At 34.3% G+C, this 22,480-nt stretch carries 19 protein-coding genes, 1 pseudogene and 1 other annotated feature; of the genes and pseudogenes, 16 read left to right on the top strand and 4 right to left on the bottom strand.

Translation table 11 applies throughout. From position 1 onward, the window contains the following. Positions 1-313: 313 nt before the first annotated feature. Positions 314-535, top strand: a binding site (T-box leader). 125 nt (positions 536-660) lie between these two features. From proS to HMPREF9402_RS12650, 5 genes are all read left to right on the top strand, one after another. Continuing rightward, positions 661-2,091: a proline--tRNA ligase gene (gene proS / locus HMPREF9402_RS12670; RefSeq protein ID WP_009607576.1), complete on the top strand. Its 1,431-nt coding sequence runs from the start codon at positions 661-663 to the stop codon at positions 2,089-2,091. Between the two features lie 163 nt (positions 2,092-2,254). Next, the gene (locus HMPREF9402_RS12665; RefSeq protein WP_006785502.1) at positions 2,255-2,443 is read left to right on the top strand and encodes a DUF4177 domain-containing protein; all 189 of its coding nucleotides are present in this window, start codon (positions 2,255-2,257) and stop codon (positions 2,441-2,443) included. Positions 2,444-2,762: 319 nt separating this feature from the next. Beyond that, entirely contained in the window at positions 2,763-3,509 is a 747-nt protein-coding gene (locus HMPREF9402_RS12660; RefSeq protein WP_006785503.1) for a DeoR/GlpR family DNA-binding transcription regulator, read from the top strand. Further along, positions 3,506-4,426: a 1-phosphofructokinase gene (gene pfkB, locus HMPREF9402_RS12655; protein WP_006785504.1), complete on the top strand. Its 921-nt coding sequence runs from the start codon at positions 3,506-3,508 to the stop codon at positions 4,424-4,426. The genes HMPREF9402_RS12660 and pfkB overlap by 4 nt, the downstream gene beginning before the upstream one ends. Before the next feature lie 15 nt (positions 4,427-4,441). Beyond that, the gene (locus HMPREF9402_RS12650) at positions 4,442-6,343 is read left to right on the top strand and encodes a PTS fructose transporter subunit IIABC (RefSeq protein WP_006785505.1); all 1,902 of its coding nucleotides are present in this window, start codon (positions 4,442-4,444) and stop codon (positions 6,341-6,343) included. 92 nt (positions 6,344-6,435) lie between these two features. On the opposite strand, the gene HMPREF9402_RS12645 is transcribed toward HMPREF9402_RS12650, so the two are convergent. Continuing rightward, a complete protein-coding gene (locus HMPREF9402_RS12645; protein WP_006785506.1) occupies positions 6,436-7,380 on the bottom strand; it encodes a 1,4-dihydroxy-2-naphthoate polyprenyltransferase in 945 nt (314 codons plus the stop codon). Positions 7,381-7,554: 174 nt separating this feature from the next. Here HMPREF9402_RS12645 and HMPREF9402_RS12640 point away from each other — a divergent pair, with 174 nt between their 5' ends. The 4 genes from HMPREF9402_RS12640 to HMPREF9402_RS12625 all read left to right on the top strand — a co-directional run bounded on the left by HMPREF9402_RS12640 (position 7,555) and on the right by HMPREF9402_RS12625 (position 11,177). Next, on the top strand, positions 7,555-8,154 hold the full coding sequence (locus HMPREF9402_RS12640; RefSeq protein WP_006785507.1) for a glycosyltransferase family 32 protein: 600 nt from the start codon (positions 7,555-7,557) through the stop codon (positions 8,152-8,154). Between the two features lie 103 nt (positions 8,155-8,257). After that, entirely contained in the window at positions 8,258-9,118 is an 861-nt protein-coding gene (locus tag HMPREF9402_RS12635) for a DMT family transporter (RefSeq protein ID WP_009607559.1), read from the top strand. A 141-nt stretch (positions 9,119-9,259) separates the two neighbouring features. Then, positions 9,260-9,835, top strand: a complete 576-nt coding sequence (locus HMPREF9402_RS12630; RefSeq protein ID WP_006785509.1) for a hypothetical protein — start codon at positions 9,260-9,262, stop codon at positions 9,833-9,835. Between the two features lie 100 nt (positions 9,836-9,935). After that, entirely contained in the window at positions 9,936-11,177 is a 1,242-nt protein-coding gene (locus HMPREF9402_RS12625; RefSeq protein ID WP_006785510.1) for a chloride channel protein, read from the top strand. Between the two features lie 27 nt (positions 11,178-11,204). Here HMPREF9402_RS12625 and HMPREF9402_RS12620 read toward each other — a convergent pair. The 3 genes and pseudogenes from HMPREF9402_RS12620 to HMPREF9402_RS12610 form a co-directional block, all read right to left on the bottom strand. After that, positions 11,205-11,961: pseudogene (locus HMPREF9402_RS12620) on the bottom strand (exodeoxyribonuclease III). A 94-nt stretch (positions 11,962-12,055) separates the two neighbouring features. Beyond that, on the bottom strand, positions 12,056-13,336 hold the full coding sequence (locus tag HMPREF9402_RS12615; RefSeq protein ID WP_009607553.1) for a sensor histidine kinase: 1,281 nt from the start codon (positions 13,334-13,336) through the stop codon (positions 12,056-12,058). After that, on the bottom strand, positions 13,330-14,010 hold the full coding sequence (locus HMPREF9402_RS12610; RefSeq protein ID WP_006785513.1) for a response regulator transcription factor: 681 nt from the start codon (positions 14,008-14,010) through the stop codon (positions 13,330-13,332). Before HMPREF9402_RS12610 ends, HMPREF9402_RS12615 begins: the two co-directional genes overlap by 7 nt. Positions 14,011-14,215: 205 nt before the next feature. On the opposite strand from HMPREF9402_RS12610, the gene HMPREF9402_RS12605 reads away from it, so the two are divergent. The 7 genes from HMPREF9402_RS12605 to HMPREF9402_RS12575 all read left to right on the top strand — a co-directional run bounded on the left by HMPREF9402_RS12605 (position 14,216) and on the right by HMPREF9402_RS12575 (position 22,414). Beyond that, the gene (locus HMPREF9402_RS12605; RefSeq protein WP_155062247.1) at positions 14,216-14,893 is read left to right on the top strand and encodes a polyphosphate polymerase domain-containing protein; all 678 of its coding nucleotides are present in this window, start codon (positions 14,216-14,218) and stop codon (positions 14,891-14,893) included. 21 nt (positions 14,894-14,914) lie between these two features. Further along, complete coding sequence (locus tag HMPREF9402_RS12600; RefSeq protein WP_006785515.1) at positions 14,915-15,601, top strand: DUF4956 domain-containing protein; 687 nt, start codon at positions 14,915-14,917, stop codon at positions 15,599-15,601. 29 nt (positions 15,602-15,630) lie between these two features. After that, a complete protein-coding gene (locus HMPREF9402_RS12595; protein WP_230310248.1) occupies positions 15,631-17,796 on the top strand; it encodes a CotH kinase family protein in 2,166 nt (721 codons plus the stop codon). Positions 17,797-17,984: 188 nt separating this feature from the next. After that, positions 17,985-19,298, top strand: coding sequence for an aminoglycoside 6-adenylyltransferase (locus tag HMPREF9402_RS12590; protein ID WP_009607561.1), 1,314 nt, complete (start codon positions 17,985-17,987; stop codon positions 19,296-19,298). A gap of 189 nt (positions 19,299-19,487) precedes the next feature. Further along, complete coding sequence (locus tag HMPREF9402_RS12585) at positions 19,488-19,709, top strand: hypothetical protein (RefSeq protein WP_006785518.1); 222 nt, start codon at positions 19,488-19,490, stop codon at positions 19,707-19,709. A gap of 395 nt (positions 19,710-20,104) precedes the next feature. Continuing rightward, positions 20,105-21,151 (top strand): alpha/beta hydrolase family protein, encoded by a 1,047-nt coding sequence (locus HMPREF9402_RS12580; RefSeq protein ID WP_009607566.1) that lies wholly within the window; start codon positions 20,105-20,107, stop codon positions 21,149-21,151. A 171-nt stretch (positions 21,152-21,322) separates the two neighbouring features. Continuing rightward, positions 21,323-22,414: a YfjL-like protein gene (locus HMPREF9402_RS12575; RefSeq protein ID WP_009607552.1), complete on the top strand. Its 1,092-nt coding sequence runs from the start codon at positions 21,323-21,325 to the stop codon at positions 22,412-22,414. The last annotated feature ends 66 nt before the right edge of the window (positions 22,415-22,480 follow it).

Below are 22,480 nucleotides of genomic sequence, written 5' to 3'. Positions count from 1 at the left end.
ACTTTTAACTGGACTATAGTGACGCCTAAGGATCAAAAAGATTTTAGTACTGAGACTCATTTATAATAGTGAAATACATTTCTGTTTCTATATAGTAATCCATTTAACATCAGTAGAGCAGATTGAAAACAAGGGATTGTGAACTTTTAGATGAGAGTAAAGCAGATGAATGTAAAGCTGACTGACCTAAGTAGTCGATATGGTATGAGAGGTATTGTTTTTTGGGTTTAAAATCGATTAAATTTAACAAAAAATATATTTTTTGAAAAAAAACTATTGACGAATGTAAAATTATTGGATAAGATTTAGACAAATATTCGCGTTGAAAAGGAATAGTAAAGACTTCCCTTTTTTGTAGAGAGAGAATGGTTGGTGAAAATTCTCAAAAAGGTGTCTTGAACCAGCCTTGGAGCCCTGTACCGAAAACTTGAATTAGGCTACAGCGATTCATCTCGTTATCGATGAAAAAGATGTGATCATAGTGCCATGGAATATGATCATAATTAGGGTGGTACCGCCGATTTTGGCCCCTTGCAGAGGGAGCAAATCGGTGGTTTTTTGTATACAGAAATCACTGATGAACCCCTCACACTGTATAGCTCATCATGAAACAAAGGTTATGAGTCAATAGAATGTAAACTGTGTAGGGAGGAAGTTAACATGAGTAAAAAACTTGTTCAAGCCATTACAGCGATTGATGAAGATTTCGCACAGTGGTATACGGATGTTGTTAAAAAAGCTGAATTAGTTGACTATTCGAGTGTGAAAGGATGTATGATTATTCGCCCATATGGTTATGCCATTTGGGAAAATATTCAACAGTATCTAGATCAAAAGTTCAAAGAAACAGGACATGAAAATGTGTACATGCCGATGTTAATTCCAGAATCGCTACTTCAAAAAGAGGCAGATCATGTTGAAGGGTTTGCTCCAGAAGTCGCATGGGTGACACACGGTGGAAATGAAAAATTATCAGAACGATTAGTTGTTCGTCCAACATCTGAAACGTTATTCTGTGATCATTATTCAAAAATTATTCAAAGTTATAATGATTTACCGAAGAAATATAATCAATGGTGTTCTGTTGTTCGTTGGGAGAAGACAACACGTCCATTCTTACGTACAACTGAGTTTTTATGGCAAGAGGGGCATACCGTACATGCTACAGCTGAGGAAGCAGAGGAAGAAACATTACTGATGCTCAATACGTATGCCAAAATGTGTGAAGAATTTTTAGCAATTCCAGTGCTTAAAGGTCAAAAAACAGAAAAAGAAAAATTTGCGGGTGCACAGGCGACGTATACGATTGAAAGTTTAATGCATGATGGAAAGGCTCTTCAAAGTGGAACGTCACATAACTTTGGAACGGGTTTTGCAAAAGCTTTTGATATTAAATACAGTGATAAAAATTCAAAGATGCAATATGCGCATCAAACTTCATGGGGTGTGACGACTCGTTTAATCGGAGCTATTATTATGGTGCATGGGGATAGTAGTGGACTTGTACTACCTCCACGTGTCGCTCCAACACAAGTTATGATTATTCCAATTGCAGCCCATAAAGAGGGGGTTATAGAAAAGGCATGTGAGCTTCAAACACGTCTAGCAAGTGTTGCTCGTGTCAAGTGTGATACATCGGATAAAACACCAGGATGGAAGTTTAGTGAGTATGAGATGAAGGGAATTCCAGTTCGCGTTGAAATCGGACCAAAAGATATTGAAAATAATCAGGCGGTCTTAGTTCGTCGTGATACACGTGAAAAAATCATCGTATCATTAGATGATCTTGAAACAAAAGTGGTGGAATTATTAGAAGACATTCAACAAAGTTTGTTTGCAAAAGCATTAGCTAAACGTGAAGAGATGACCTTTATAGCGACAAACATGGAGGAGTTAAGAAATAATGCAGATAATCACCCAGGATTCACGAAAGCCATGTGGTGTGAAGATCAAGCATGTGAAGATAAAATTAAAGAAGAGGTTGGATTTACGTCACGATGTATGCCTTTTGTTCAAGAGCAGATAAGTGACAGTTGCGTTTGCTGCGGGAAAAAGGCAACGAAACTTGTATACTGGGCAAAAGCTTATTAAGATTTATAAAAAAAACAAGTGGCAAAACGTCATAAAATTAGTTGGTAGGATGTAAGACAAATAAATTCATCAAAAAAAAATAAAAAAAAACATTCCAAAGTAGCATATTTTTTAAAGCTCATACTTATAATGTGATATCAAATCATTAAAGGAGCTTTAGGCGATGAAAAAATTTGAATACCGATTAGAACAAATAGACGTAGATATTAAAAGTGTCCTTAATCAGGAACAAACCAAAACTCAGGAAATATTAAATCAAAAATTAAATGAATTAGGAAAAGAAGGTTGGAGACTTTGCGGTGTGAATGGATCATGGTATTATTTCACTCGTGAAATGACCGCCTATATATAATAAGGAAAAAAAGATGATAGATTGCGGGATCTATCATCTTTTTTTTGTTAGTCAAAAAGAGAAAATGATTTTGATTGTTTTATGAATGAATTTGAATGAATTTTAACACTTAAAGGTCCAAAATGATAGTTGAAAGCTGTATTATTTTCGGTCGATGAATGATTGTGAAAGATTTTTGGATGAAAATGAATGTTTATGAAGAAAAATGATTGACTTATGTAATCGTTTTAAATATAATAGGGTTGTAAACAACTTCAACAAAATAAATTCTTAAATAGATTTAGATAAATATGGGTAAGTTAATAACTGAGGTGAAAAAGTGATTACGGAAGAGAGACATCAACTCATTATAACTGAATTAAAACAAAAAGGCTCGGTCAAAGTTTCAGACCTGGTTGAAAGATTTAATATCTCAGAATCAACAATTCGACGAGATTTAGTTTTTCTAGAAAATTTAAATTATTTAAAACGCGTTCATGGTGGAGCAGTTAATGTTAAAAATAAATTTGTTGAAAGTAGTTATAATGAAAAAGCTGCACAAAACAGTCATGAAAAAGACGCCATTGCCAAATACGCTGCCGCGCTTGTTGAAGATGGTGATAGCATTTATATTGACTCTGGAACGACGACGTTTGAGATGATTAAATATTTAGCTGGAAAAAAAATCATGGTTGTCACAAATGGATTATCTAATGTTGAATCATTAATTGAGTATGACATCCCGTGTTTTGTTTTAGGTGGTAAAGTCAAGCGAAATACTAAAGCGGTCGTAGGGTATGAAGCGATTACGACATTAAATCGTTATCGTTTTGACAAATGCTTTATGGGTGCTAATGGGGTTCACTCTATGCATGGATTTACAACACCTGATCCAGAAGAAGCCATGATTAAAGAAAATGCCATTAAGGCTTCAAATGATATCTTCGTTTTAGCAGACGGAAGTAAATTTGGAGAAGTCAGTTTTACGCGTTTTGCAGAATTGAATGATGCAACGATTATTACAAATTTAGAAGACGATTTAAATCGTTATCATGAAAAAACAACAGTGAAGGTAGTGAAACAATGATTTATACAGTTACATTAAATCCGTCCATAGATTATGTCGTGACGATGGATCAGTTAAATGAAGGCTCTGTCAATCGTGTGAGTACTGAAAACTTATATGCGGGTGGAAAAGGAATCAATGTCTCACAAATTTTAAATCAACATGGGGTTGATAATGTTGCCTTAGGATTTATTAGTGGATTTACAGGAGTGTTTATTCAAGAGAGTCTCCATTCAAAAGGAATTAAAACGGATTTTATTCATTTAAAAGAAGGCTTCTCACGTATTAATATGAAAGTGAAAACAATCGTAGATGAAACTGAAATTAATGGAGTTGGGCCTGCGATTTCTAAAGAAGATATTGCCAACTTGTATGCGCAATTCGATGGTTTAACAGCAGAAGATGTTTTAGTGTTAGCAGGAAGTATCCCGGGAACATTGCCTGATAATTTCTATGAAGAAATTATGAAGCATTTGGAAAACAAGGGGGTCAAAATTGTAGTTGATGCCACGAAAAACTTATTGCTCAATGTTTTAAAATATCGTCCCTTCTTAATTAAACCAAATCATCATGAAATTGCGGAAATGTTTAATGTTGAAATTAAAAGTATTGATGAGCTACTGGTTTATGGACGTAAGTTGAAAGAAATGGGTGCTCAAAATGTCTTAATTTCGATGGGTGGAGACGGCGCAGTTTTAATCACAGAAAATGATGATGTGTTTCAAAGTAATGTTCCAAAGGGAACAGTTAAAAACTCTGTTGGAGCAGGAGATTCAATGGTTGCTGGATTTATGGCGGGTTATTTAAACTCTCATAGCTATGAAAAGGCCCTACAATTAGGGGCAGCGAGTGGAAGTGCAACTGCCTTTTCTTCAGATGTCGCAACAAAAGAATATATTGATCAGTTAGTAGATCAAATTACCGTTAAACCATTATAATAGGAGGCTTTAAAAATGAGAATTACTGACTTATTAAATAAGCAATCAATTAGTTTAAATTTAAAAGCAACTAATAAAATGTCAGCGATCGATGAATTAGTTGATTTAGTCAATGCAAGTGGCAATTTAAATAATAAAGAAGAGTATAAGCAAGGTATTATTGCTCGTGAAGAGCAAAGTACAACAGGTATTGGGGAGGGCATTGCAATCCCTCATGCCAAAACGAAAGCGGTTAAAAAAGCATGTTTAGCAGCAGCCGTTAGTAAAGCAGGAGTGGACTATGAATCATTTGACGGAAGCTTAGCTCACTTATTCTTCATGATTGCAGCACCAGATGGAGCGAATAATACTCACTTAGAAGTATTATCGCGTTTATCAACAATATTAATGGATGAAACATTCCGTCAAGATTTAATGAATGCCACATCAGTGGATCAATTTTTATCTTTAATTGATGCGAAGGAAACAGAAAAATTCCCTGAAGAAGAAGTGGTTGAAGAGGTGAAAACGCCAACATCAGCAAAAGATTCAAAATACCCTCGAGTGTTAGCGGTAACAGCCTGTCCAACTGGAATTGCTCATACCTTTATGGCTGCTGAAAGTTTAAATAAAAAAGGAGCTGAAATGGGAATTTCAATTAAAGTTGAAACAAACGGTTCAGCAGGAGCTAAAAATGTTTTAACGAAAGAAGAAATTGAAAACTGTGACGCAATCATTGTAGCGGCTGATAAAAAAGTAGAAATGGCACGCTTTAATGGTAAAAAAGTGATTCAAACAAAAGTGGCGGATGGAATTCATAAATCAGAAGAATTAATCACACGTGCCATTAATGGCGATGCGCCAGTTTATCATAGTGCAGAAGGCGCACAAGAAGTGGAAGAATCAAACGAAAGCCTTGGTCGTCAATTATATAAACACTTAATGAATGGTGTGTCAAACATGTTACCATTCGTTGTAGCAGGTGGTATTTTAATTGCTTTAGCATTCCTATTTGATGATCGCTCAATTGATCCAAGTAATTTTGGTTCAAATACGCCGTTTGCAGCTTTCTTTAAATCAGTAGGAGATGCAGCATTTGGATTCTTATTACCTGTTTTAGCTGGATTTATTGCCGTTAGTATCGCAGACCGTCCAGCGATGGTTGTCGGATTTGTTGGTGGATTCTTAGCAAACGCTGGTGGGGCAGGATTCTTAGGTGCGTTACTGGCAGGGTTTATTGCCGGATATTTAGTATTATTACTTCGAAAAGTATTATCATTCTTACCACAATCACTTGAAGGAATTAAACCGGTGCTATTATATCCTTTATTAGGAACACTGTTAATTGGGATTGTGATGACATTTATTGTTAATCCACCAGTAGCCTTTTTAAATAATGGATTAACTAACTTCTTAAATAGTTTAGGAACAAGTTCAGCTATCTTATTAGGAATTGTTGTTGCTGGTATGATGGCAATCGATATGGGAGGACCATTCAATAAAGCGGCTTATGTCTTTGGGATTGCATCTTTAAATTCAGGAAATGAAGCGGTTATGGCAGCTGTAATGGCAGGTGGGATGGTTCCACCGTTAGCAATTGCGTTAGCGACAACTTTCTTTAAACACCGTTTTACAAAACAAGAACAAGATGCTGGTAAAGTTAACTATATTATGGGATTATCATTTATCACAGAAGGAGCTATTCCATTTGCAGCAGCCGATCCACTAAAAGTCATTCCATCTTGTGTGATTGGATCAGCAGTAGCGGGAGCGTTAACAATGGTGTTTAATTGTACATTACCTGCACCTCATGGTGGAATCTTCGTCTTCCCAGTAGTAGGAAACTGGCCAATGTACTTAGTAGCTATTTTAATTGGATCTGTTGTGGGAGCCTTAATCTTAGCCTTCCTAAAACGTTCAGTAAAACAAGAAGCTTAAGAGTAATCTGAATAACATACAAAAAAACCATAAGGATTTTAACCTTATGGTTTTTATTTACCTAATGAAACCGAGTGCTTGAGGGACACTCGTTAAATGATAATCGCTATTAAAATGCTTGAAAGATAGACAACATTAATGAGGATAAAAATTTTGACGCTTAAACTAAACGTATGCTGTTTTGAGGGAGCATCAACAAATTGTTTAATATGGTGAAGGACCGGTTTGAGTGTCACTAAAGTGACTAATGAAACGAAAGGTAGAACACCAATCATCACACCAAAGATAATTGAAAAATATCCAAAAATATAAAGTGCAAAGAATAAAAGTAGGGCACGCTCTTTTCCAATACAAATCGGTAAGGTATAGCGTTGATTTATTAAATCATCATCCATATCGCAAATGTTATTTGCTAACATAATATTAGAAATTCCCATTATCAATGGAATCGACACAATGACTAAAACTAACAATTGAGACACATTCATGAATAATTCAATATGTGTACTCTCATGATGAAAGCTAATAAACTCTTGATCGTAGATATGGATATACATACTAATAAAAGTCAGAATTAATCCCATCGTAATCCCTGAAAAAATTTCGCCAAAAGGAGTTCTTGAAATGGGAAGAGGACCAAAAGAATAACCAATCCCAATAATAAAGCAAATGATTCCAAGAAAAAGAACGAAGGCATTCGTCTGGCTAACGAGTAACAGTCCAAAACAACCAGATAAACAAAGCATGAAAATAATCAACCGTTTAATTTGTTTAGGTGCTAATTGATCACCAACGATGGGATTATGGATTTCATAACCATAACCTTCTTTTTTTATGGCCTGTTTGTAGTCCATGTAATTATTAATCATCGTGGTGGTCATATCAAAAATAATCATTGAGATAAACATAATGACGGCATTCTTGATAGAAAAAACATGATAACGGTAGTAGACATATAATGACCCAAATAAAAAGGGGATAATACTGGCCACTTTAGTTTGGATTTCAATTAATTTTAAAAAGCTTGAAAAATTCATAAATCCTCCTCATCTTCTCTAATTCACTCACTTATTATATAAAACTTCATCAAGTTAAACAAGTTAAATTACTTGAGGCTCCTACCTGTCATGGCTTCTTGGTTTGTAAGGGGAAAAATGTACAGGCGTTTTGGAAGAAAATATCATATGGTATAACAAAAAGGAGGGGGAAATATGGGACAATTAATTCCTAAAATTATTCATCAAATTTGGCTTGGAAAGCGTCCGATTCCAACTCAAATTCAGTCATATATGCAGTCATGGAAAACATATCACCCTGATTGGCAATTTATCTTATGGACAGATGAGAATTTGATTCCTTTACAAAATCAAGATCTTTATAATCAGGTAGAGGATCTAAGACAAAAAGCGGATATTGTCCGTTACGAAGTGTTATATCAATATGGCGGAGTCTATGTTGACATTGATATGGAATGCTTTAAAAACATTGAACCTTTATTACAAGAGGGTGAATTTTTCGTAGGCACCGAAGATGATTTCTATTTATCAAATGAGTTGATGGCTGTGACGAAAAAACATGATTTAATCAAAGAGTTACTAGATGGGTTAAAATATTCGCTATCTAATGATGAGAATAAAAGCATCGATGAGCAAACTGGCCCTATTTTTATGACCAAATACCTACTTTGGATGCCTCAGGTAACAGTTGCTGAGCAACAACTGTTATATCCAACACCCGAACAACTAAAAAAAGCAGATTCACCTTTTTATACCGTCCATCGTGCTAAGTGTTGTAAACAGCTGTTCAAATAAAAAAGATAGATAAAAAAACCTTGATTGCTTATAATAAATCTGATAGGCTATAGACGAAATAACTGATTATTTAGTGGTTAAAAGAGAAAGGGTTGACCGGTTTATGAAACGAAATCAAGGTGTTTTACTCACAATCTTATCTGCCTTTCTTTTTGGATTCACCCCAATCTTAGCTAAATGGACCTATAGTGGTGGAAGTAACGCAATTAGTTTGACCTTTTATCGAGCCCTTTTTTCTTTACCTGTGCTATATGGTATCTTGAAATATAGAAAAGTCTCATTAAAAGTGACAAAGTCACAATGGATTCATTTGCTAATTGTCGGAATTTTAGGGCAGACAGTTACAACAATTACGCTTTATGCGACGTATGACTATTTATCAGTTGGAATGGCGACAACACTACATTTTGTTTATCCTGCATTTGTTGTGTTAGCAGCTGTTCTATATTTTAAAGAAAAGTGGACACGAGCTAAAGTCATCTCAATCATACTGGCTATGATTGGAATGTTATGTTTTATTGATTTAAGTGGTCATATTAGTTTGTATGGTGTTTTCTTAGCGTTGGTATCAGGAATGACTTACGCCTTCTTCATTTTATATATTGATAAAAGTGGCCTTAAAGAGTTAGATTCGTTTAAACTGACTTTTTATATTAACTTAGTGGTATCTGCTGCGGTGTTCGTTTATGGGATGGGAACTCATTCTTTAATGATTAATTTAACGCCCATCGCCTGGGGATTAACATTAATCATTTCATTATTAGTATCAGTGTTCGCCGTTGCTTTACTGCAAATCGGAATTAAATTAATTGGAAGCACCAAAGCATCGATTCTTTGTTTATTTGAACCTATCACAAGCGTTGTATTTGGACTCATTTTATTACACGAAGATTTAACAATTTTAAAGTTAATAGGTTGTATTTTAATTTTGTTATCTGCATATGCCATTTCTAAAGAAAAATAACTCATCAACCATGTCGAATTACGCGATTAAAAACCCGCGTTTGACGTGGTTTTTTTTGAATTTTATAGACAGAGATAGACAACATCTTTAAAATTCATATGTTAAAATGGAATAACTGTCGAGTGAGAGGAGAAGATGAAGATGGGGAAAAATCCTAAAGAATGGACGACTTTTTTAACTGGATTTAATATCGGAACTTTTTTATCTTTAATTTCTTTAGTTGAAGTTTTAATGACACGTTCGTCATTTAAAGAATATTGTATTATTTTAGCTGTTATTTTAGTTAATGGGACAATTATTGGGGTGGTGCTACAATATTTATTAATTCATATTCATTTAACGAAAAATATGGGGAGAGCCTTTTATTATGCAGGCGATGAAATTCCCAAACGTTTACTTGAAATGAGAAATCATAAATTAGAAAAAACGCTCGAGTTAATGGTGGGGATTCAGACACGAGTAAAACTAAATTTAATCATTTTAATTATGTTAGTGTTATTACTCATTTTATCATTATTATTACCCATTATTTATTGCTATCGCTTTGAGTCGGATATGTTTTTATTTAACATTGGCTGGTCATGTATTTTATTGATGTTCATGTCGCGATTAGTCTTAATTATGACGAAAAATAGTCGTTATATTCAATTCAAGATTAATCATTTATTAGATGTTCATGAGTTTAATAATATTCAATTGAAAAAAGAAGAATTATAACAAGAGATCGAAGTCGGATCTCTTTTTTGTTATGAAAAATTCATAAAATGTTATTAAATGTTAAAACTAGAATTAATAATAAATAAAAGGTGGAGTTGAAATGGATTCATTCAAAAAATTAGGCTTACAACTCGTTAAATGGATCCTATTGAGTCTTTTAATGGGAGTCATGATTGGTGTGATGGTAGGTGGATTTAAACAAATCTTAAGTACAGCTAATCACTATCGGAGCACTCATGAGAAGTTAGTCTTTGGTTTACCTGTTGCAGGAGTAGTTATCAGTTTTTTATACGTGAAAGTTAGACGAAATGCGTATTCAGGAGAGAATTTACTAAAATCAGAAGTTCAACAAGCTGCGAAGAATATTCCGCTTTCCATGATTCCGGCTGTTGTGATTGGATCTTTGGTGACAACTTTTTTTGGAGGATCAGCAGGGAAAGAAGCAGCGGGAGTTGCGATCGGTGGGATAACAGGTGATTTTTTATCAAGAAAATTTCATTTAAGTGATGAGGAGCAACGGACATTAGTTGTTGCAGGTGTTGGAAGTGGCTTTGGCGTCCTTTATAATACACCATTAGCCGGAGCTATTTTAGGAATGGAATTAGTTTTAAAGGGAAAGTTTCATTACGAAGCATTACTTCCTGCTTTTTTAACAAGTGTTATTTCAAGTGAGGTTGCGAAACAAATTGGAGATGAACTCATTACTTATCCCTCTTTAGAGCTTGGAGCTCTTGATTTGACTTTAATTTTAAAATTAGTTGGAATGGGGCTGTTATTTGGACTGGTGGCCATGATGTTTAATGGGGCTTTAGACCTAGCCCCTAAAATTTATTCTAGGTGGATTAAGAGCCCCTATATTAAAGGTATGGTAGGGGGCGTGCTAACAATTATTCTTTTTTGGATGGCTGGGGATAATTATAATGGGTTAGGACAGTCACATATCGCTTTAGCCTTTGAGGAACCCGTTAGTCTCATTGAGTTTATTTGGAAGATTATTTTTACAGCTGTTGCCCTAGGGTCTGTTTTTCAAGGGGGACGTGGAAATCCAACCTTTTTTGTTGGAGCAACATTTGGGAGTGCCATTGCAACATTTTTTAAATTACCTGTTGCTTCAGTTGCAGCACTTGGGATGATTGGAGTTTTTTGCGGCGCAACAGCCTTACCGTTAACTGGAATTATGATGGCGATTGAATATTTTGGATCTTCACATGTTATGGCGATTATTATAGTCATGATTATTTCATACAGTATTTCTGGTTTTTATGATTTATTGACTCATTCAAAGCTTGCTAAAGGAAAAAAAGAGATTTTTGAAGGGCAGGTAGAATCAAATGGAAATTAAAAGAAGTATGCGTTGCATACTTCTTTTTTATTTCTTCAATTGTAATCCAACTGGACAGTGATCAGATCCTAAAACATCAGGATAAATTCTCGCATCTTCAAGTCTTGATTCTAATGCTTTTGAGGTAATAAAGTAATCAATACGCCATCCAACGTTTTTTTGCACGTGCGCCTGCACGATAAGACCACCAACTATAACAATTTTCTTTTGTTGGATAAAAATAACGGAATGTATCGATAAACCCACTATTTAATAGTTTCGTCATTTCATTACGTTCCTCGATTGTGAATCCAGCGTTTTTTGTATTTGTTTTAGGATTTTTTAAATCGATTTGTTGATGGGCTACATTCAAATCACCGCAAACAATGACTGGTTTTAAAACATCTAATCCTATCAAATAATTTCTAAAAGCTTCTTCCCATGTCAAGCGATAATCGAGTCGTGCCAACTCATTTTGAGAATTAGGTGTATAGACCGTTACCAAATAAAAATCATTATATTCGAGGGTAATGACACGACCTTCTTGATCATGTTCTGCAATATTAAGGCCGTAAGTCACCTGTAATGGCTCATGTTTTGTAAAAATAGCCGTTCCTGAATAACCTTTCTTCACGGCATAATTCCAATATTGATAATAGCCATCTAATTGCAAATCAATTTGACCTTCTTGTAATTTTGTTTCTTGTACACATAAAAAATCAGGTTGCTCTGCTTCGACAAAATCTAAAAATCCTTTTTTCACACAAGCACGCAATCCATTTACATTCCATGAAATAAATTTCATTACCTGCATCCTCCTTAATTACTAATAGATTATCGCAAAATGAAATAAATGTCTACTTTTGTGCTGATATCGAAGGTATAAATAGGAGGCTATCTCATTTTTGATGGCGCTTCGAAATTTTAGTAGGGAAGATGACTGTAAACGTTGTTTCATCATTTGGAATACTTTTCACTGAAATTTGCCCATGATGCTGGCTAACAATTGTTTTAGCAATAGAAAGACCTAATCCATAGCCACCTGTATCACGAGCACGTGATTCATCAGCACGGTAAAAACGCTCAAAAATCTTATCAAGATGCTCAGGTGGAATCCCAACACCTTTATTTTTGACAGCTAAAATAAATTGTTCATGCTCTTTCTTTAAAGAAAGCATAATTTGAGTTTGAGTTGGTGAATGTTTCAATGCATTATCAAGTAAAATAATGGCTACTTGTGCAATTCGTTCTTCTTCGCCTGTAAACATTAAGTCCGGTTCAATATCTAAAACTAATTCTTTCCCAGACTCAAAGAACACCGATTCAAGCGGTAACGCGGCATTAATAATGGCTTCGCTTAAATCAAAAGAAGCTGATTTTAATAACACTTCATTACTATCAATTTTCGCTAAATAGAGTAAGTCGCTAACAAGTTTTGACATTCGTTCCGTCTCAGATTTAATGTGATCAATCCATTTTCGTTGTTCATTAATGGTTTGATGTTGATTCGCTAAAATGACATCTGTCGTTGTATGGATGACTGTTAAGGGAGTTTTTAATTCATGGGAAGCATCGGCGACAAATTGTTGCTGTTTTTGCCAAGCTAAAGCCACTGGTTTAATTGCCCAAGACGCTAAATAAAAACTAATGACAGCTAAAACAATTAATGTAATACATCCAATAAAAATTAAGACAAGTGCAAGTTGCGTCAAGGTCGTCATTTCAGAAGAACGATCTAAGAAAACAAAGAGTGTTCCTTCAGGACGCGTAATTTTTAAATAGCGAAAAGGAAGGGAGTTAATTGTAACTTTTCCCGTTTCAGTCGAACGATTGTATAAATCTTCAACAATAGATTCCACTCCCGATAAATCAGTATCAGACTCTAAATTTGAGGTAATGGTTAAAGTTTGAGTCGTGTTATCAATTGAAGCTGTAAAATGATTACGCATCAGACCTTCATTGAGTGGAAAGGGGCCTTTGCGATCTAAATTATATCCCCCCTTCGGTGGAAATTTTTGTGAAATGCTTGTATTTTGGGCGATTTGTTCCATCAAGACCATTGCTTGAGACACATTCGTTTTGTACATTAAATAATACGTCCCGCCAAAAATAGCAAGAAAAATCGACATCAGAATGGATAGATTAATCAAAATAAATCGCTTCTTAAGTTTTTTTAACATGATTCATTGACTCCTAAACAATATCCAACGCCTCTGACCGTTCGAATGATTACATTTGATTTAATAAAAGATAATTTTTTTCGAAGAAAAGAAATATAAACTTCAACGTTATTGTATTCAACATCTGCGTCAAATCCCCATACCTTTTCGATTAATAGTTCTTTAGTTACAATTTGATTACCATTTGAAAATAAATAATTTAAAATGTTAAATTCTTTTAACCCAAGTTTTACTGATTTGACTCCACAAGATAGCTCATAAGTGGATAAGTTAAGTTCAGCATCATGAAAACGTAGGGTATCCGTTGTGATTTCACCTTGTCGACGAAGAAGAACGCGAATTCTCGCTAATAGCTCTTCGGTCGCAAAGGGTTTGGTTAAGTAATCGTCAGCTCCTAAATCAAGTCCACGGACTTTATCTGCAATTTCATCTTTTGCAGTTAAAAATAAAATCGGCGTTTTAATTTTATCCTGACGACACATCTTTAAGATATCAAATCCATTTAACTTAGGTAACATAATATCTAAAATAATTAAATCATAAATACCTGTTAAGGCATAATCAAGACCTGATTGTCCATCGTGAAACACATCCACATCATATTTGTTTGTTTTTAATATTTGGCTAATCGCTTCTGCTAAGCGAATCTCATCTTCTACCACTAAGATTCTCATATTTATCACCTCATACGTTTAATGTTATCAAGCGAAACTTAAAACATTCTGAAATTTGACGGCTATTTCTTTATTATAAGGATAACAAATTTTGTTAAAAAGGAAAACCAAGTAAAATATAATTAATTAATTATTAAATTTTTAAGATTATGTTAAGAAATGGAATTTATAATAGCTCTAGTCAGCTATTTAGGAGGTGAGTCAGATGAAGTTTAGACATGAAATTAAACATTACATTAATTACGGCGATTATTTACTGCTTCGAAATCGTTTGAAATTTTTACTGCGATGTGATCACCATGCAAACGAGCTCGGAGAATATAAAATTCGAAGTATCTACTTTGATAACTATCATGATAAAGCTTTACAAGAAAAGTTAATGGGGATTAATAATCGAGAAAAGTTTAGAATTCGATATTATAACGATGATGTCAGTTTTATTCGGTTGGAGAAAAAATCAAAGGTGAACGGTTTATGTGCCAAAGTGAGTGCTCCATTGAGTGATGAGCAAGCTCAATCAATTATGGATGGAGAGTTTGAGTTTTTAAAAAATTCCACACACGCTTTGCATCAAGAACTTTATTATAAGATGAAAACCGAGCTACTCAGACCTAAAACTATCGTGGATTATACCAGAGAGGCTTATATTCACGACGTGGGAAACGTTCGGATCACGTTTGATAAAAGAATTAGAACTGGAATCACTTCAATTGATGCCCTAAATCCGTTGCTGCCAACTGTTGAAGGGCTGGATTCAAATCTCATCATACTAGAAGTTAAATTTGATGAATTTTTACCGGAGTTTATTTCAGATGTTTTACAAAACAATTATAGTCGGTCAACATCCGTTTCAAAGTATGCGGTTTGCCGGATTTATGGTTAATGACTTTAGGAGGGAAATGTTATGTTTGCAACACTAAATTTTAGCGATATTTTTAAATCAAGTTTTATGGAGAATATCTCAGCGTTTTCAGTATTAGATACAATCATTGCTTTGACCTTAGCCTTTGTAATCGGGCTCTTTATTATGGCTGTTTATAAAAAAACATTTAAAGGAGTCATGTATTCTCATAGTTTTTGTGTGTCATTACTTGCATTAAACTTAATTACAACCTTAATTATTTTAGCGATTACATCAAACGTTATTTTATCACTCGGGATGGTCGGGGCGTTATCAATCGTTCGTTTTAGAAGCGCCATTAAAGAACCGCTCGATATTGCCTTTTTATTTTGGTCAATTAGTGCTGGAATTGTGATTGGAGCAGGATTAATTCCATTAGCGGTCTTCGGATCATTATTTATTGGAATCATCTTAGTTTTATTCATCAATCGCCAAACAACTGATAATCCTTATTTATTAGTGTTATCGTGCCTAAATGATGAGAGTGAAAAAGAAGCATTAAAAACAGTCAATGCTTATGTAAAAAAACATGTCATCAAATCTAAAACAGTCTCAGCTCAAAATGGAATCGAAGTGACAGTTGAAATTCGTTTGAAAGAAATGGAAACAAAATTTGTAAACGAAATCAGTCAAATTAGTGGCGTAAAAAATGCCGTGTTAGTTTCTTATAATGGTGATTATTTAGGATAAATGATATTAAACAAGTAAGGAGGTGATGGTTGTTGCGTAATGAGAAAAGTGTCAATCGTTTAATGGTTCTATTAGTGTGTGGAATGGTTTTATTGACTGGACTCTTAATGTGGATATCGAACCATGAAACCATATCAGCCAGTTTAACTAAAGTGGCACAACCCGCCTATGTTGAAAAAATTTTTAACGCAGACGAAGTGTTAGAGATAGATATTCAAATATCAGAAGAAAATTGGAATTCAATGATTGAAAATGCTATATCAGAACAATATGTGATGGCTGATATCGTCATTAATGGTGAAGTATTTGAATCTGTAGGCATTAGACCGAAAGGAAATTCATCTTTAAGTATGGTAGCAAGTGATGATAGCACGGATCGATTTAGCTTTAAAGTTGATTTTTCAGAATACGTTGACGGACAAAGCCTATACGGATTAGATAAACTGGCACTCAATAACATGATTGGTGACGCAACCTACATGAAAGAATATTTATCATACGATATGTTTAGTGCCATGGGGATTGCGACTCCCGGATATTGTTATGCTAATATCAAAATTAATGGTGAACCATGGGGGTTATATCTTGCACTTGAGGTCATGGAGGAAAGTTTTGTCCAACGTTATTTTGGGACGATTTCCGGAAGTTTATATAAACCTGAAAGTGATTCAATGAACATGGGCAACAAAGAAGACAAGCAAGAGATGATGATCGGAGGCAATCCATTTAATGAAAATTCACAAATGATGTTTGGTGAAAAATCTTCTCGAGAAGGAAAAACAGACGAGGTAACCGCTCAGGAAGAAAGGGTTACATCAGATAAAATGATGCCATCAGGTAACGGAGAAATGCCAGAGGGAATGACATCAGGTAACGGAGAACTACTAGAGGGAATGACACCACCGAATGGAAATGAAATGAGAGAAAACAATCCAATGGGAGGCATGTCTTCTTCAGGAAGTAATTTAGTTTATATCGATGACGAGATATCAAGTTACAGTGCTATTTTTGAAAATAGTGTTTTAAAAGGAACAACCGAAGATGCTTATCACAAAGTCATCGAGATGATGAAAAACTTAAATGACGGGACAAATTTAGAACAATATTTAGATATCGAAGAAATTCTACGATATTTTGCCGTCAATACGTTCTTAGTAAACTTAGATAGTTATGCAGGAAGTATGAAGCATAATTATTATTTATATGAACAAGACGGTGTATTTCAAATTTTACCTTGGGATTTTAATTTATCATTTGGTGCTTTTAATATCAATGATAGTAGTAAAGTTATTAACTTCCCGATTGATGAACCTGTAACAGATACGATGGCAAATAGTCCGTTAATTTCAAAATTACTAGAAGTCGACGAATATAAAGACATGTATCATGAGTATTTACAAGAATTAATTGATGGATATATCGAAAGTGGAAAATATGAGGCGACGATCAAAAAATTAGATGAGCTAATTGATGATTACGTTGCAAATGATGCAACAGCTTTTTATAGTCATGATGAATATCTTGCCTCTATTCCTCAATTACTTGTATTTGGAACCGATCGAACAAAAAGTATTAAAGCTCAGCTTGCAGGGGAACAACCTAGTGATACTTATGGAAACATTGAAACACACTTAGATTTAGATGCTCTTGGAAGTCAAAATGGGGCAGGTGGTCCAAAGGGGATGAGGGAATTCCAGTCATCAACTGAAAATGAAAGCAATCAAGTAGACTTAAACAAACCATCGATAGAGGATAACAATCATTTAAGTCAACCAAATGATTCAATATCTACTCCTAATTCAACCTCTTCAAATCAGATAAATACCAAACCAATGAATCCAGGAGAGGGGCTGATTGACTCGATCAGTGAGGAGCTAAAAACTGTGATAGCGTCACTTGATATGACTCAAATTCAACAAGTTGTGGCCCAATTATCAGGGAAGACAGAAGAAACCTTAACAGAGGAAGATTTAAATTTACTAAAAGAATTAGGAATTGATGAAGCGTTAATTCCAATGATTTTGGAACTGGTTGAAAATTTTAGTTCATTTAGAATGGGCGGGGGAAATCAACTAAATACGAGCTCACCTTCAAATGAATCTCAACAATTAATCGTAGCGATTGGATGTTTAGTATTTGTTTTACCAGCGCTTTGGTTTGTTTCACATTATAAAAAACGTAAATTTAGAAGTTAAAGCATAGGATTTTTCTTATGCTTTTTTTAATTAAGTAAATTAACAGATAAGTCATAAAAATTAGGGACTTTGCATATTTTAATAGGAAAGAAATAATGGCTAGTTTATGATAGAGTACATAATTGAGCTTAAAAAGGGATATGATTAAAAATAGAGAACGATTACATTGATCTGTAGGAGGGGTGACGATGGATTTCCAGACACAGCATTGTCTATTTAAAAGTATAAAAAATCGTAGTGGCCATCCTGTAGATTTAATGGGGGCAGAGCCTTTAAATGACGGGATGGAAGCCAATCAAGAATCTTTATTTTTTAGTGTGCATGTGATATCAAGTGAGGAGTTAATAGGATTTATTTCACTGCAATTAATGTCAGATTATATGTCCTATGAAATGGCCTTACAATTATTTAATCAAAATATTGAGGATCCAGTCATCATAGAAATTTTCGATGAAGTCATAGCGTTTGCTTTTGATATGTTGAAGACGCCTTGTATTAAAACAAAAGTTTCAAGTTTAAATGTTGGAATGGTCAATCTCCTTCACCAAGTAGGTTTTAAGCTAGAAGAAAAATTTGAGCATCAGGGTGAAGTGATCTCTCTATATTTGATTAAAAATCATACACTCATTCAATCGACTCAAATGCGACAACCCTCTGTAGTCACGGCTCAAATTTTAGCATTTGCCAAAGAACGGTCGAATATTCGAGCGATTGCTCAGTCAGGGCTTCGATTAGATAGAAATGCCCCTATTGACTTAATGAGAGATTATCACTTTGATTTATTTATTTTAGATAAAGAAATTGAAAGTTATAAAATGAATCAAGATTGGATTCAACAATTTGGAGAAACCGTGATTACCAGGATGACAGACTTAGCAGAAAGTTCCTATTTATTTCAAATTCAATATCAAGATGGTGTCCGATTAGATTTGCAATTTGTATGTCTCAGTCACTATTTAAAAACCATCTACTCAGATTCTTTAATCAAGATTTTATTAGATAAAGATGGCGTCATCCCCCCACTAGATGAACCGAATGACAGTTCTCATTATGTTGAAAAGCCAAGTTATGAACAATTTTATGAAGTTTTAAATCGGTTATGGTGGTCTCAAATTGAAGTTGCAAAAGCAGTGTATCGAGATGAACTTCCATTGGCAAAAGGTGTTTACGATGGCATCATGATGCCCTTGATTATAGAACTATTATCTTGGAAAATTGGACTTCAATATGGTTGGGCAGTTGACATTGGGAGAGAGGGTCGATGGATTAAACGTTTTTTAAGTGAAAATATTTATTCTGAGTTTATTCATCTTTATCCGAAAAAAGGGTATCTTTCAATATGGGAGAAGCTATTTTGTATCGGACCTTTTGCAAATAAAATTGCCTTAGAAATTAGTCGAGAGTTAAACTATCCATATTCGGAGCAAGAGGTTCAACGGGTGACCAAGTTTTTACACCGAATTAATTCACTACCCGATAATGCAACTGATTTTAATCGATAAAATTCGCCAGTTGTTTCAACTGTTTTGTTGAATTTAGTGCACGAAAATTAAGTGGAGGATATGAGCAATATACTGAAAGTGATGAAGTAGTTTGAAAAAAGTATATTGTTTCAATAAAGGATGTTATAATAAGAGTAAAGAGGATATGGGGTTATTTGAACAATAAAAACAAAATGGGAGGATGAGTGGATGCAATTCATACTACTGATACTTTTAATCGCCTTGATCATTGCTGCATTTGTTTCCTACTTGTTGATGGTAACTTTAATTAAGATGATTTATTTAACAAAAGGAGTAGCGCTCTTAGTCGTTTGTAGTCTAGGTCTTCTGCTATTTATGATGATTGGATTTATCATCTATTGGGTGATGAATGGGATTAGTTATTTAAAAGAAATAAAGCTTAAATTGTGATCGTAAGATGGAGTCTTACGATTTTTTATGAATTGAGAGAAAACTAAGAAAACACATCGTAGGAGGTATATTTTGCAACAGAATAATCAATAAATCTGACCAGATACTTTTGAGAAATGTCAGGCAAAAGAGCCCTTTGAATAATTATCTCTCATAAGTGTGAAAGAAGACAGCAGTTTAAAAGACTTTCAATAAAAGGGATGTTATTAATTTCATTTTAGGGGACGATGCTATTTTTATGTACATAGTGAATAGGAGGCAGTTTTAATTGAGTTAAGTTGTTAAATCAGGATTAGGAATAGAATCGTCAAGAAATTGTATATTTTTACGCGAATAGGTTTGAACCTCGTGCATATAATCTAACAAGATATGATGTGTCATGGAGGAGAGAAAAGATGAAGCAAAGAAAAAAACGCTATTGGATTGGGGGTATTGTTTTATTACTCATTGTCGTAATCATTCCATTTGGTTTAAGTGTCTTCATATATGAACAAAATTTTGGGGGGCGTTATACAACGCCAGATGAGTTGAAATATGAAGTTAAGGAATTCGAAGGATTAGTTCAAACGCCAGCCTTCTTTGAATCTAATAAACAACAATTATTGGCTGGTTATATTTATACACAAGAAGAAACAAGTTTTCCAAACGGTGTGATTATTTTGGCACATGGACTTGGTGGTGGACACAATAGCTATTTACCTGAAATTCAGTTTATGACTCAAAATGGATACACAGTGTTTGCTTATGATGGAACCGGAACAGATGAAAGTGAAGGAAGTAGTATGAAAGGATTGCCTCAGGCAATCATTGATTTAGATTACGCGATCAATTATGTGAAAAACGATGAACAGTTTGATTGTCTCCCAATTATGTTGTACGGTCATAGTATGGGTGGCTATGCTGTTATGGCTGTATTAAATGAGCATGAGGATATAACAGCAGTTGTTGAGCGCTCTGGATTTGATGAATCTATTGATATGATTGTGGAAGCGGGAGGCCAAATGATGGGGAAGGGAATTAAATTATTAACACCCTATGTCAGATTTTATGAATATCTGAAGTTCGGTCATTATGCAACGTTGAGTGGGGTAGAAGGACTTGGTACAACAAAAGCCAAAGTCATGTTGATGCATAGTGAAGATGATGAAGTAGTGAGTTATCAACAAAATTTCGCACAGTATAAACATTTATTTGGAGCGAATACGAACTTTACGTTTGTGAGTTATGAAGGACGAGGGCATGATGTAGTGACAAATGTTGAGTTAAAACAATCGATTGAGAAAGAAATTAAAGCCATTTACGGAAGCCTAGAATCTGTTCCCAAAGAGCAATTAATGGCGTATAATGGAGTGTTATATGATATTGATCAACGACTTGATTCCGTTGTCATGCGACAAATTATTGAATTTTATAACCAATCTGTTGTAAAAGAATATGAATAAGTTCAAAACCAGCCAAATTTCTTAAATAAAGGCTGGTTTTCTTTTTGAAAGGAGAAAAACCGCCATTAATTTAAAAATGTTGTCGAAGGATTAAGTCTGCACAGCATTGAAATATTTGCAAGAGATGTGTAAGATTAAGGCAAGAAAGATCTTTTTTAAAGGTGGGGGAATATGAAATTAACCATTCAAAAAGGTAGTTTAGGATTAGGGCTTGTCCTTTTATGGGTTGGCGTCTTAAACACGGGGACAGACTCCTTGTTTTATAATAGTTTGCTATTTCCTATCGTAGGAGCTTTTCTTAGGATTGGAACTGTATTACCAGTTTTGAAGATGCTAGTTTATTTAATGAGTACTTTATTCGCATTGTTATTGGGGTGGGAATTAATTCAGTCTGGGATTTATAGCGGGATGATTAGTTTTTCTATTTTTATGACAATGACGTATGCGGCATTAATCGGAATAGGGGCTTTGATTTTAAGTTGTTTCAGGTGTTTATTCAATCAGACGGTGAATTGGAAAAAACGTTCCGTCTTAGGTGTAATGGGGACTTTTTTGTTACTATGGATTTTAGCCGGAGCTAATTCATTAATTGGAAATCCATTCGATGCTAATAAAGCAACGAAAGCGATTGAGGGATATGTTGAACATCAATATCCTAAAGAAGATTTGAAAGTGAAAGAAGCGACGTATGTTTTTGAAACTGCTTCGTATCAATCGCTAATCTACCATGAGGAAAATGAAGATTTAAATTTTTCAGTGAGCTATCAAAATGGTGAGATTGTGGATGATACGTATGAAAGTCATGTGTTGAGTTATTTTAATACATTAAAGCGATTATCAGCACAGTATTCTATTTTGGTAAATGAGTTACTTAATGAGAAGTTCCACCTTAAAGAGAATCAGTCATTTGTTTATTATGACTTTGATGCAGTCGATTATATGTCAAAGATCCTAGAACTCGGGATGGAATTTGATGAAACTTTGCCTATTTCAGCACAAATTACGTTACAGTTTACACTTGAAACCCAAAGTATAGATGAACTTAGTGATTTCATCGTAAGTGTTTTTGAGGTGTTAGAAGAGAAAGGATATCATTTTGATGTTTATCATTTGAAAGCTCAAAATCAAAAAGAGTGTATTTGGATTGAAAGTATAACTCCAAATGATATTTTAAGTGGTCAACTCGCGGCTCGAATCGAGGCTGGTCTCGCTAATGTTTCAAGTTATGGAATTAAAACGAATAAAAGTTCAAATAAATTTTAAAACACCAACTGAAAATTGTTTTTTTTTTTTTTTTTTTACTAAATTAATTGATAGGTATTCGTATTT

It is taken from the genome of Turicibacter sp. HGF1 (genome assembly GCF_000191865.1).
Lineage (GTDB): Bacteria > Bacillota_I > Bacilli_A > MOL361 > Turicibacteraceae > Turicibacter > Turicibacter sanguinis.
Note: the sequence above shows the minus strand (reverse complement) of the source record. Positions and strands in the feature narration are given on the sequence as shown.

What these genes read in the sequence shown, in the direction of transcription:
- proS (WP_009607576.1), top strand. Translation starts at nt 661, where the DNA reads ATGAGTAAAAAACTTGTTCAAGCCATTACAGCGATTGATGAAGATTTC.
- HMPREF9402_RS12665 (WP_006785502.1), top strand. Translation starts at nt 2,255, where the DNA reads ATGAAAAAATTTGAATACCGATTAGAACAAATAGACGTAGATATTAAA.
- pfkB (WP_006785504.1), top strand. Translation starts at nt 3,506, where the DNA reads ATGATTTATACAGTTACATTAAATCCGTCCATAGATTATGTCGTGACG.
- HMPREF9402_RS12650 (WP_006785505.1), top strand. Translation starts at nt 4,442, where the DNA reads ATGAGAATTACTGACTTATTAAATAAGCAATCAATTAGTTTAAATTTA.
- HMPREF9402_RS12645 (WP_006785506.1), bottom strand. Translation starts at nt 7,380, where the DNA reads ATGAATTTTTCAAGCTTTTTAAAATTAATTGAAATCCAAACTAAAGTG.
- HMPREF9402_RS12640 (WP_006785507.1), top strand. Translation starts at nt 7,555, where the DNA reads ATGGGACAATTAATTCCTAAAATTATTCATCAAATTTGGCTTGGAAAG.
- HMPREF9402_RS12635 (WP_009607559.1), top strand. Translation starts at nt 8,258, where the DNA reads ATGAAACGAAATCAAGGTGTTTTACTCACAATCTTATCTGCCTTTCTT.
- HMPREF9402_RS12630 (WP_006785509.1), top strand. Translation starts at nt 9,260, where the DNA reads ATGGGGAAAAATCCTAAAGAATGGACGACTTTTTTAACTGGATTTAAT.
- HMPREF9402_RS12625 (WP_006785510.1), top strand. Translation starts at nt 9,936, where the DNA reads ATGGATTCATTCAAAAAATTAGGCTTACAACTCGTTAAATGGATCCTA.
- HMPREF9402_RS12615 (WP_009607553.1), bottom strand. Translation starts at nt 13,336, where the DNA reads ATGTTAAAAAAACTTAAGAAGCGATTTATTTTGATTAATCTATCCATT.
- HMPREF9402_RS12610 (WP_006785513.1), bottom strand. Translation starts at nt 14,010, where the DNA reads ATGAGAATCTTAGTGGTAGAAGATGAGATTCGCTTAGCAGAAGCGATT.
- HMPREF9402_RS12605 (WP_155062247.1), top strand. Translation starts at nt 14,216, where the DNA reads ATGAAGTTTAGACATGAAATTAAACATTACATTAATTACGGCGATTAT.
- HMPREF9402_RS12600 (WP_006785515.1), top strand. Translation starts at nt 14,915, where the DNA reads ATGTTTGCAACACTAAATTTTAGCGATATTTTTAAATCAAGTTTTATG.
- HMPREF9402_RS12590 (WP_009607561.1), top strand. Translation starts at nt 17,985, where the DNA reads ATGGATTTCCAGACACAGCATTGTCTATTTAAAAGTATAAAAAATCGT.
- HMPREF9402_RS12585 (WP_006785518.1), top strand. Translation starts at nt 19,488, where the DNA reads ATGCAATTCATACTACTGATACTTTTAATCGCCTTGATCATTGCTGCA.
- HMPREF9402_RS12580 (WP_009607566.1), top strand. Translation starts at nt 20,105, where the DNA reads ATGAAGCAAAGAAAAAAACGCTATTGGATTGGGGGTATTGTTTTATTA.
- HMPREF9402_RS12575 (WP_009607552.1), top strand. Translation starts at nt 21,323, where the DNA reads ATGAAATTAACCATTCAAAAAGGTAGTTTAGGATTAGGGCTTGTCCTT.